Annotated in this window: 9 protein-coding genes and 1 rRNA gene; 9 read left to right on the top strand and 1 reads right to left on the bottom strand. The window is 32.1% G+C overall.

The window, feature by feature from the left end; all coding sequences use genetic code 11:
• Positions 1-860 precede the first annotated feature (860 nt).
• From rrf to LS64_RS11750, 9 genes are all read left to right on the top strand, one after another.
• Positions 861-977 (top strand): 5S ribosomal RNA (gene rrf / locus LS64_RS11790).
• A 240-nt stretch (positions 978-1,217) separates the two neighbouring features.
• A complete protein-coding gene (locus LS64_RS11785) occupies positions 1,218-2,465 on the top strand; it encodes a hypothetical protein (protein ID WP_034569871.1) in 1,248 nt (415 codons plus the stop codon).
• 9 nt (positions 2,466-2,474) lie between these two features.
• Positions 2,475-3,317, top strand: a complete 843-nt coding sequence (locus tag LS64_RS11780; RefSeq protein ID WP_034569880.1) for a DNA-methyltransferase — start codon at positions 2,475-2,477, stop codon at positions 3,315-3,317.
• A gap of 54 nt (positions 3,318-3,371) precedes the next feature.
• Positions 3,372-5,156 (top strand): DUF262 domain-containing protein, encoded by a 1,785-nt coding sequence (locus tag LS64_RS11775; RefSeq protein WP_034569874.1) that lies wholly within the window; start codon positions 3,372-3,374, stop codon positions 5,154-5,156.
• 45 nt (positions 5,157-5,201) lie between these two features.
• The gene (locus LS64_RS11770; protein WP_034569877.1) at positions 5,202-5,996 is read left to right on the top strand and encodes a DNA-methyltransferase; all 795 of its coding nucleotides are present in this window, start codon (positions 5,202-5,204) and stop codon (positions 5,994-5,996) included.
• A gap of 192 nt (positions 5,997-6,188) precedes the next feature.
• Entirely contained in the window at positions 6,189-7,196 is a 1,008-nt protein-coding gene (locus LS64_RS11765; RefSeq protein WP_034569570.1) for an AAA family ATPase, read from the top strand.
• 126 nt (positions 7,197-7,322) lie between these two features.
• Entirely contained in the window at positions 7,323-7,652 is a 330-nt protein-coding gene (locus tag LS64_RS11760) for a DUF3226 domain-containing protein (protein WP_052062301.1), read from the top strand.
• Between the two features lie 237 nt (positions 7,653-7,889).
• A complete protein-coding gene (gene acpP / locus LS64_RS11755) occupies positions 7,890-8,129 on the top strand; it encodes an acyl carrier protein (RefSeq protein ID WP_034569573.1) in 240 nt (79 codons plus the stop codon).
• 381 nt (positions 8,130-8,510) lie between these two features.
• Positions 8,511-9,794 (top strand): beta-ketoacyl-ACP synthase II, encoded by a 1,284-nt coding sequence (locus tag LS64_RS11750; protein WP_034569576.1) that lies wholly within the window; start codon positions 8,511-8,513, stop codon positions 9,792-9,794.
• Between the two features lie 90 nt (positions 9,795-9,884).
• Here LS64_RS11750 and LS64_RS11745 read toward each other — a convergent pair.
• Positions 9,885-10,445 (bottom strand): autotransporter domain-containing protein (locus LS64_RS11745; protein ID WP_138127373.1); only part of this gene is annotated, 561 nt, incomplete at its 5' end.

Genomic DNA, 10,445 nt, shown 5'->3' with positions numbered 1-10,445 from the left:
GATAGGGTAGATGTGTAAGCATAGTAATATGTTTAGCTGACTACTACTAATAGACCTTGTGGCTTTTTGATTTAAGGATACCGCCTTATTGAGTGTATTTGCTTGTCTTCGTCTCTTGGACGCTTTTAAGGGAGTTTGATTTTTGTTTGTGCGACAGCCAAAAAGGCTAGTCTCCGCACAAAAATCTGCACAACCCTTAAAATCGTCTCAAGATACTCGACAATCCCAACTCAAGTAAGTTTGGTTGTATGAATAGAATCTAGATTCTATAAAAGCGTAATATAGTTAATTACTTTTACCAAACAAGCTATTAACAAATCCTTTAGAACTTATAGTTTTATAGAATCTAAGTTACCTTTGTAGTTGTATTCTAAAACACTCGTAAAGTGTGATTGCAGAAATGCTTTACTTTTTAGAATACATCTTAGAAAAAGGGTGGTTGGGCGGGAATAGATTATTCTAAAAAGTAAAGCATTTCTGCCTTTACCTTAAAACAAGATTCTAAGTTTCAAAATACAGAATCTAGATTCTATAAAACTAAGCAAGCAAAAATGGAAATAAGGACAAAGATTCTAAAATCATAGAATCTAGATTCTATAAATCTTGCAACACGTGGATTATAGATTCTATGATTGTGTTCTATTTTTGGAAGTATTTGCGATGAATAATAGAATCTGCTTTCACAATAAAACGTGGATTATAGATTCTATATTCTAGTAATTGCTGTAATGCTTTGGACAATCGTTTTTCGCCGCGAGTGAGACTAGACTAAAACGTCTGTCGCAATGAGTGGCGAAAAAGGATTGTTTCGAATGATTACACAAGGACGAATATTTATTGTTTGTCTTTATTTCCCTTTTTCTTGTGTTTTTATGATAGTAGGACACACCTAGCTCCATTCCGAACCTAGAAGTTAAGCTACCTTCAGCCGATGATACTGCACTTTTCAAGTGTGGAAATGTAGGTCGATGCAAGGATAGGGAAAATCTTTTTTTACAAATACAAAACATTTTAATCTTCTCAAAATAATCAAAACTTTTAATCACAAAACTACAAATTTCCAAAACCCACAAAATTAAAATTATAGAATCTTAAGATACAAACAAGCACAAAACTAGATTCTATAAACAAACTACAAATATTAGAATCTAGATTTTAAAACAACAGATTCTAAACACAAAAATATTACAATTTTATATAAAAAACAAAGAAGTAAAATGCAAAACTTTTATGATAATTTAACAAATATAAATCCAGCTTTAAAGTGTTTGAAATTTTTATATCATAGAATTTTGCGTGATGATTATCGTGGCACTCATAAATTACAACATTATCGCTGGAGTAGCGAATATATAAAAATCACATTGCAAAATATTGCAAAATTTAGCGATAGTAAAGGCTTTTTATATCACACAAGTGGCGATATAAACGAATCTTACAGATATAAAGAAAATGAAATTCCATTTTGTGAATTTATAAATGCTGTAAATTTTGATTTAAAAAAGGCAGATTCTGGTAGCACAAAAGATATGGTTATGCGAAAAATAATATTTGTAAATTTGCAACGAATGGGTTTTATAGAGCGTTATAACAACCACAAAGAATTATGCGATGTAAATAAAAAATATAAAAACTATCGCTATGTCAAACTCACACAAAGCGGAATTGATTTTATAGAATCTAATAATCTTTTTAAAAGCCAAAAGATACTAGGTCTAGCTTTAGATTCTATATTTGATGGTTTGGTGCAGGATATTTTTGATATTTTAAGCTCTTTTAATGAAAAACAAAAATATTTAAGCATTGAAGAAATGACATATTTTGTAACTTATTTAAATAAAAGTTATGAAAATAAGATTCTAAACAAAGATGATATTATTGAATTTATAAGTGAATTTAGAAGTCTTGGAGCAAGGCAAAAAATTGTTACGCAAGTCATTAATGATTTTTGCAATCCTAAAAATTTCAAAGGAAATAAAACGCAAAAAAGGGACTTACATAATTGGAAAAATGAAGCTCAAAGCATATTTGACAGCCTTAATCTAATGTCGCTTTTTGAATATGATAGCAAGACAAAGCGGCTTTTTTTAAAAGATTCTATAAATAATGAAAAAATCATTTTCAAACGAAGCAATATTATAAAAGAGCAATATTTTAAAAATCATAACGTGCAAAAAGATTCTATATTTGAGCTACATCACATAGTGCCATTTTATTTTGCTAAAGATATTGATAGCTTAAAAATCATTGATAATTGGCAGAATCTAATTTATATTGATGCAAATTCGCATAAAAGACTAACGCATAAAAGTGGGCGAAATGCGATAAGATTAAGCTTTAAAGATAAAAACGCAATATTAGATGATTTTTTGGGCGTTGAGATTTGCTTAGAATTTGAAAGAAACGTAAAATACAACATAAATTTGCAAAATATTATGCGTGAATATAATCAAAAATTATTGTAATTTAAGGTGATAATAATGAATAAAATCTTTTACAAATCTAGCGAAAATATGAGCGAGATAGCAGATTCTAGTATTCATTTGATTATTACATCTCCGCCGTATTTTAACATTAAAGATTATTCAAAAAATGGCTATCAAACGCAAACGCATTCGCAAATAGATTCTAAAGATATGGGCGCGATAAATGATTATAGAATCTATATAGAATCTTTGTTGAAAGTGTGGCGTGAATGTTTTAGAATCTTAAAGCCAAATGGCAAACTTTGTATCAATGTGCCGCTTATGCCGATGCTAAAAAAGGATTTAAACACGCATTATAATCGCCATATTTTTGACTTACAAAGTGATATACAGCACAGCATTTTAAGTGAAATTAAGGGCTTTTACCTGCTTGATTTATATATATGGAATCGCACAAATACCGCTAAAAAGCTAATGTTTGGTAGCTATCCTTATCCGCGTAATTTTTACGCACAAAATAGTAGTGAGTTTATTACGATTTATGTAAAGGATGGCATTTCAAAAGATTCTATCTCAAGTGAAATTAAAGAAGCAAGTAAGCTAACTCAAAGCGAATGGGTAAATTTTACAAAGCAAATATGGGATATTCCTATACCAAATAAAGCTGATTTAGCCTTTGGCAAGCACTCCGCGATTATGCCTAGCGAGATTCCATTTCGTTTAATAAAACTTTACTCATTTGTAGGTGATATTATCCTAGACCCCTTTGCAGGAAGTGGCACGACTTTAAGCGTAGCAAAGAGCTTAAAACGCAACTTCATAGGCTATGAAATCTACTCGCATTATAAAGAAATTATAGAATCTAAGTTAGCTAATAAGGGCTTATTTTAATAAAAAGATTCTAAAATATGCTAATATATTTTAAATTTTCACAAAGGAAAAACAATGGCGGAAATGAAAACAGAGAGAAAAAATATACTAGATTATTTATCTAAAAATAAGTTTTTAATCCCTATGTATCAAAGAGCGTATGTATGGAGCGAGGATGAATGCGAGCAGCTTTATGATGATGTGTATAATTTCTTTGATACTAAAATGCAAGATAGCGATGAGGAATATTTTCTTGGCTCTGTGGTAATGTATAAAGAGCAAGGACGGCAAAATATAATTGATGGACAACAGCGCACAACAACGCTTAGTCTTTTTATTCGTGCTTTGTATAGAAAGGCAAAAAATCACGGTAATAGCGATAAAATATCAAAATTGCTAAATTCCCTTGCTTCTTGTCTTTGGGATACTGACCCTTTAGATGGTAGTGTTGATTTTACTAAGCCTCATTTAAAAAGTGAGGTAGCAATAGATTCTGATAATAATCTATTAAATGATATTTTAAGTGATAAATATAACTTTGATAGAGAAAATATTGATAATATCATTAAAAAATCAAACTCAAATTATGAAAAAAATTATTTATATTTTGTAAAAAAGATTGATGAGCTAGCTATGGAGCGTCCTGATGAATGGTATAAATTTTGTCTAAGTTTGCTAACTTCTTGCATAATTTTACCTATTGAATGCGATGGGCAAGATAACGCCTTGCGTATTTTTAATACGATAAATAATCGTGGAATATCACTAAACACAGCCGATATTTTTAAAGGAATTATTTATGCAAATCTTGATAATGCATCTAGAAATAATTTTGCAAAAGAATGGAAAAACTTAGAATCTAAAATATCAAATTCAAATTATTTAGCAAAAGAAGATATTAGCTTTTTATTCACACAATTAGAGCATATTATAAGAGCTAAACACAATGAAGTAGATACCGTAATCCCTAGCACACTTGATTTTTTCACTAAAAAAGATAAGCTAAATTCTAAAAAGAAAAAAGTTCATTTTGCAGCAAATGAAGATGCTTTAAGTAAAGCTGAAACTTTTAAAGAAATACAAAGCTTAGCAGAGTTTTGGTGTAATCCTAAGGAATATATGAACGAAAATGCACAAAAATATTTTGATATATTAAGCATCTATCAAAATAAAATGTGGCAAATGGTGCTTAGTGTAATTTATTTTAAACATAAACCTAAAAAAGATTGCCAAGAAAATATATTTGATAGCATATTGCCGCAAATTGTAAGCTATTGTGCGATTGGTTTAATCTATGGAAAAGGTGGTAGTAGCGGACTTTTTTGGGGTTTTATGAAAGCAAATATAAATATATTAAATAAAAAAGAAAAAATCTTTGAATCTGGCTTAAACATACCTGATTTAACTATGCCTAGCCTTGAAATCTTTACAAGCTTTTGTGTAAAAGCCCTGCCAAAACACGTGCGATATATACTTGCGATTTATACATTGATATATGATAAGAATCAAAGCTGGGAGTGGAATTATAAAGGGAAAAATTATAGTGTGATAAAAGGAGAAATCGAGCATATACTGCCTAAAAAATGGCAAAATAGTAACTATAATGGCTGGGATAAAGATGATGCAAATAAATATTTAGAATATATAGGAAATAAAAGTTTGCTAGAAAAGAAAATAAATATAGATTGTGGAAATGGCTATTTTTTGAATAAAAAGAAATTATATATAGAATCTAATTTTTTAGAAATGCACTCTTTAGGCAAAAGTGATTTAAGTGACTGGAGCAAGGAGCAAATTGAAAATAGAAATAAAGAAATTTATGAAAAATTAAAAAGCTATTTTGCAAATATTCTTGTGTGAAATTTAAAATTTTTATAAAACATCTTTAAACTTGTAAGGAAATAAGTGTTAGCAACAAACAAAATTTATATCTGCGATGTGTTTAGATTCTTAGAATCTTTGCAAGATAATAGCATTGATTTGGCAATAATTGACCCACCGTATAATTTGAACGTGGATAAATCATCAAACGCTTGGGATACTTTCAAAACTCAAAAAGATTTTTTAGATTTTAGCTTTGCTTGGATTGATAAAATGTTGCCAAAACTAAAAAAAACGGGGAGTTTTTATATCTTTAATACGCCTTTTAACGCCGCGCTATTTTTAAATCATTTGCAAGATAAGGCTGTGTTTCAAAACTGGATTACTTGGTATAAAAAGGATGGCTTTGCGGCTAGTAAAAGGCGTTTTAATAATAATCAAGAAAGCATTTTATTTTACACAATGTGCGAAAAGGGCTATTATTTTGACTTTGATTCTATCCGTGTGCCTTATGCTTCGACAAGTCGCATTAATCACGCCACTAAAAAGGGCATACTAAAAAATGGAAAGCGTTGGTATCCAAATGAAAAAGGTAAGCTTTGCCCTGATGTGTGGGAGATTCCAAGTGAACGCCACGCACGAAAAATAAATGGCAAGATTCAAAAGCTAAATCACCCTACAATAAAGCCAAAAGCTATGATTGAGCGAATGATTTTAGCCTCTTCTAAAAAGGGCGATTTAGTGCTAGATTTATTTAGCGGAAGCGGCACTACAAGCCTTGTAAGCCATAATTTAGGGCGAAATTTTATCGGCTGCGAAAAGCATAAGCAATATTTGCATTCTTGCCTTGAAATTTCTAGTTTAGATTCTATTTGTTAAAAAGATTCTATAATTTCATTTTTACCAAAATGGATTCAAACAATGAAATACCTAACTTTTAAAAATAAAAATTAAGAAATTTATAATATCGATTGCAGAGATTATATTGATTTCATCAATGGCAATATAGAATCTAAACTCAAAATACTCAAAATATGATAGAATCTTTTATCAAAACAAAACGGACAAAATATGATAAAAAACCTAGAAATTACCCATTTTAAAGGCATAAAAAATCTAAAATTAGACAATTTGTCACGCATAAATATTTTTGTTGGCAAGCCAAATACCTGCAAGAGCACGATACTAGAAGCCATTTGTTTATATTTTGCACAAAATCAATTTGATTTACGCGATATTCTTGATGTGCGTGCTATGTCTTTTGAAAGCGATTGCTTTTTGAGCCTTTTTCACAATTATAATGCTAGCAAAAATATTGTTATAAATGCCGATAATAACGCACTTTCAATCACTATTGACAATAATTACATAATGATTGCTGGGAATAAAACCTACCCAAGCGATGATGAGAGTTTGCCAAATCGCATTACGCTTGATTATCATAATCGTGAGATGACATTCACGCGAAATATTGCAAAATACGACCAAGTGCAGTTTGAGTTTTTAATGGGTAACAAGGGAAGCAGCATAGATTATAAATCATCATGCGTGCAGCTTATATCACAAAATAATGTTTTGGATAAAACTCTAAAAAATCTAACGCAAATTTTAGAATCTAAAAAAAAATTTAACGAGTTAAAGGAAGTTTGCAAAAAATTTTCGCTAAATATTGAGAGCCTTGAGCTAGTGAAAAATAAAATTATCATTCGCAAAAAGCACATAGATAAAGCGATAAATTTTAAGCTAAGTGGGCATGGATTCCAAAAATATATTGCGATACAATCGTGTATTTTGAGTGGTAAGAAATATATTTGCATTGATGAAATTGAGAATGGACTGCATTTTGAAAGTATTAAAATGGTATTACAAAATTTGATAGATTGTGATAAAAATATTCAATTTTTTATAACTACACATAATGAGGAGATTCTAAATAACCTAACTAAAATCAATTTAAATAAGAATGAGGTTTCATTATTTAATATCTTTGAAAATAAGAATGGAGATATAGAATCTGTAAGGTTTTCGCAAGATGAATTATTGCAAAATCTTAGCGTTGAAAATGAGCTAAGGGGCTAGAATGTTAATTGTGGTTGAGGGCGAAACCGATAGAAAATTTATAGAAAATTATGCAAAATTTTTAGACTTAGATTCTATAAATATACAAGTTAGCGGCGGCAAAAATAACTAAAAGACGTTTTATCATTGATAGAAAAAGCCATAAAAGAAGGCAAAAAAGTTAAAATAATTTTTGATTGCGATGATAATTTTGAAGATTCTATAGCCAACATAAATAAACAATTAGATAAAGAAATGCAAGAAATTTGCGAGATATTTTTACTACCAAACAACCAAGATTGCGGCACTTTAGAAACATTATACGATAAAATAGCCACTCAAAAGAAAGTCCTAAAATGCTTTGAAAACTACAAAAAATGTATAAAAAATTTAAAAAATAATGACGAAAAAATATGCTTGCCAAACAAAAAAATCTATGATTTATGCATATTTAGAATCTTTTGGCAAAAACTCTAAAAATGACTTTTTATCCACCGATTTATTCGACCTAAATCATCAATATCTAACGCCACTAAAAGAATTTTTGATAGGATGATAAATTGTCATTTTTGCTAACGCTAAATTACTAAAAAATATTAAATAGCAACAAAATATTAAATCTTTGTAAAAAAAATGTTAAAAGTTTAAAATTAACACTATTTTTGTTATAATTTTGGTTTTTTAAATTCGATTTTGGATTATAAGGAGAAAGGTATGAATGCTGAGATTTTTGACCAAGTAAAAGAGTTGGTAGCTAGCGAGCTAAAGGTGAAATTAGAAGAGATTAAGCCTGAGAGCGACTTTACTAAGGATTTGAATGCGGATAGCTTGGATGTGGTCGAGTTTATTATGAGCTTGGAAGAGAAGTTTGATATTAAGATTCCAGATGAGGACGCGGAGAAAATTAAGACCGTGCAGGATGTTGTGAATTATATTGAAGCACACAAAAAATAGCCTTTTTTGGCTTGTTTTTAAACGTTTTTAAAACGTTTGAAATGGGCTATTTTTGGGCGTTGTTTTTTTAGAATCTAGATTCTGTAATTTTAGGATTTTATAGAATCTTTGCTTGTTTTTATAAAGCAAAAGATTTAAAGATTCTAAATTGCATAATTTTATGGATTTTTAGAATCTAGATTCTATAATTTTTTATGATTTTAGTTAGAATCTTTTTAATGTGATTTGTCACATTGATAGAATCTTTTAAATAAGAATCTTTAAAAATAACAAAAATTTATAATCTTTTTATATGATTCTAAAGAATTTTTAAAATAGATTCTATAACGAAGCTAAAAAATAAAAAACAACTGCCTTGTGATAGGCTTTTAAGGAGTATATTTGAGACGCGTGGTAGTGAGTGGCATAGGCATGGTAAATGCCCTTGGCTTAGATAAAGAGACTTCATTTAGCAGGATTGTGAAAGGCGAGTGCGGCATAAAACGCATAGAATGCTTTGACACAAAAGACTTCAGCGTGCAAATCGCAGGGGAAATCATGGACTTTAACCCTGAAAGTGTGCTTGAGGCGCGCGAAGTAAAAAAGGCACACAGATTTATCCAGCTAGGACTTTTGGCAAGCCGCGAAGCCCTGCTAGACGCAAATAAGGACGCAAAAGAGAGCTTTTTGGACGCCGATTTGAAAGTGTTAAAAGACGCGGCAGAGAGCTTTGGCGTTAGCTCGGCAGCGGGTATCGGCGGCTTGCAAAATATACAAGAGAACGCCATTGCCTGCTATACAAAGGGTCCGCGTCGCATTTCGCCATTTTTTATCCCTTCTGCGTTAGTGAATATGCTTGGCGGTTTCACATCCATTCAGCATGGCATAAAAGGACCGAATTTATCAAGTGTCACCGCATGTGCGGCTAGCACGCACGCCATCGCCGAAGCCGCGAAAACCATAATGATAGGCAACGCGGATAAAATGCTAGTGGTGGGCGCAGAAAGCACGATATGTGAAATCGGTATCGGCGGATTTGCCGCGATGAAAGCCCTTGCAAGTAGCTACAATGACAATCCTACTAAGGCGTCACGCCCTTTTGATAAAAAACGCGAGGGCTTTGTAATGGGCGAGGGTGCTGGGGCTTTGATTCTAGAATCTTTAGAATCTGCTAAGGCGCGTGGAGCTAGAATCTACGCTGAAATCATAGGCTTTGGCGAGAGTGGCGATGCTAATCATATCACCGCACCAGCCCCACAGGGCGAGGGTGCGTATCGCGCTATGGCTCAAGCACTGAATATGGCGGAACGCATAAATGGCAGTGCTATATCGCCTGATTATATCAACGCGCATGGCACTAGCACGTATTACAACGATTTGTATGAGACGATGGCTATAAAGCGCATTTTTGGCGAAAAGTTTGGCGGGAAGATTCCAGCTATTTCAAGCACAAAAGGGCAGTTAGGGCATTGCTTAGGTGCGGCGGGTGCGATTGAGGCGGTGATTTGCATTATGGCGATGCGAGATTCTATCATGCCACCGACTATCAATCAAGAGGAAAGCGACCCTGAGTGCGACTTAGACTACATCTCAAATACCGCACGTTTGGCTAAAATTAACTGCACTATGAGCAACTCCTTTGGTTTTGGTGGCACCAACGGCGTGGTGGTATTTAAGAAAGTATAAATTTATTGTATTCCTGTAGAAAGTCTATTCAACAAAAAAATAATATAATTTATCAATGATAATGTCTTTTATCACAAACATTTCTAAATTCTAAAACACAAAGCGGAAGCCTGCGTTTGCGCCAAAGCCAAAGGCTTTTGAGATAACTGATGTGTGGCTTGTTAGACTTGTATTGATATAGAATCTACCAAGTGCTAGCTCGCCCCCAGCGGTAACAAACATATTTGAACGCAAACTATCGCCACGATAATCAAAAGTGAAAGCAAGGTTAGATTCAGTGTTACTAACATTAGAAGAGCTAAGACGCTTAGAATCTAGATTATCTTTTAGCACATACACATCTTGGCGAAATTGTGCGTTTAGGAAAATGTAGCTTTGATTTTTGAAATATTTACGCCCTTCGATGCCGACATTTACGCCTATTGCGTGACGCGCGTTATCACTTGTATCAATCTCAAAAATGCCACTTGCTTGTCGATTGTAACCCGTGCTTGTGCTAATGTAATAACTCGCGCCCAAAAATGGCTTCAAAGTATAGCCCTTTTTCAAAATAAAAGCGTAACCATAAGTAACATTTCCCTCCAAATTTGTCACATTATAATGGTATTTTTGATTGAATAAATCAAGCAAGTCAAAGCCCCTTTTTTGCGC

It is taken from the genome of Helicobacter saguini (genome assembly GCF_000762875.2).
GTDB classification, from domain to species: domain Bacteria; phylum Campylobacterota; class Campylobacteria; order Campylobacterales; family Helicobacteraceae; genus Helicobacter_A; species Helicobacter_A saguini.
Note: the sequence above shows the minus strand (reverse complement) of the source record. Positions and strands in the feature narration are given on the sequence as shown.